Raw genomic sequence first — 826 nt, 5'->3', positions numbered from 1 at the left:
CTGACGTTGCCGATCATCGGACCCGTCGTTGTGGTCGGCTATCTTGCATCCGTCGTGGTATCCGCTCTCGAAGGCGCGGTGGTAGTAGGCGGTGTCAGTGCCCTGAGTGCCGCGCTCTTCAATGCGGGCGTTCCGAAGGATCACGTGATCCATTACGAGACCGCACTGCAGGCCAATGGATTTATTGTCATGGCGAACGGCCCCGCCGAAGAGATGGCGCGCGCCCGTGCAATCCTGCAAACGCATAAGCCGGCACGGTTGGACCTTCACGAAGGCGCGATGCCTGCGACCGAAGTGCCTGCCACAACGGCCCTCTGATGTAACTCGACCCGTACCGGCACGCTGACCTGACAGAGTCCGCAGTCGCTTTTCGGACCCATGGAGCATCTAATGATTCCGTCGTCGACCCACTCGCACGCTGGCGACAATTCCAGTCCTTCAGCGGAACATGACTCGAGCGCGGTGGTCGACGAGCACCGCCCGGTACTGCCGCCGGGTCGACAGGACACTCCCACCACCGCAGCGCCATCTGGCCTCACGACTGATGAGGCCGAGCGTCGTCTGAAGACCGAGGGCGCGAATGCGATCGCAGATGTTCGCCAGCGTCCCCTATGGATGGCGGCCAAGAAATTGTGGGCGCCTGTACCGTGGATGCTTGAAGTCGCCATTGTTTTGCAACTGGCGCTGAAAGACTATGTTGGAGCGAGCATCGTCCTGCTGCTCTTGCTCTTCAACGCGGGGCTCGGCCTCTTTCAGGAGAGCCAGGCTCAAGCGACTGTTGACGCGCTGCGCTCACGTCTTGCGTTGCTCGCCGCAGTCCGTCGCG

General features: G+C 61.7%; 1 protein-coding gene and 1 pseudogene. Both read left to right on the top strand.

Translation table 11 applies throughout. From position 1 onward, the window contains the following. Positions 1 to 318 (top strand): annotated as a pseudogene (locus tag BSU04_RS46540) (DUF1269 domain-containing protein); the annotation flags it as partial. Between the two features lie 72 nt (positions 319 to 390). Continuing rightward, positions 391 to 826, top strand: a 436-nt coding sequence (locus tag BSU04_RS22230; protein WP_256983198.1) for a cation-transporting P-type ATPase, incomplete at its 3' end; no start/stop codon positions are given.

The organism is Caballeronia sordidicola, assembly GCF_002220365.1.
Lineage (GTDB): Bacteria > Pseudomonadota > Gammaproteobacteria > Burkholderiales > Burkholderiaceae > Caballeronia > Caballeronia sordidicola_C.
Note: the sequence above shows the minus strand (reverse complement) of the source record. Positions and strands in the feature narration are given on the sequence as shown.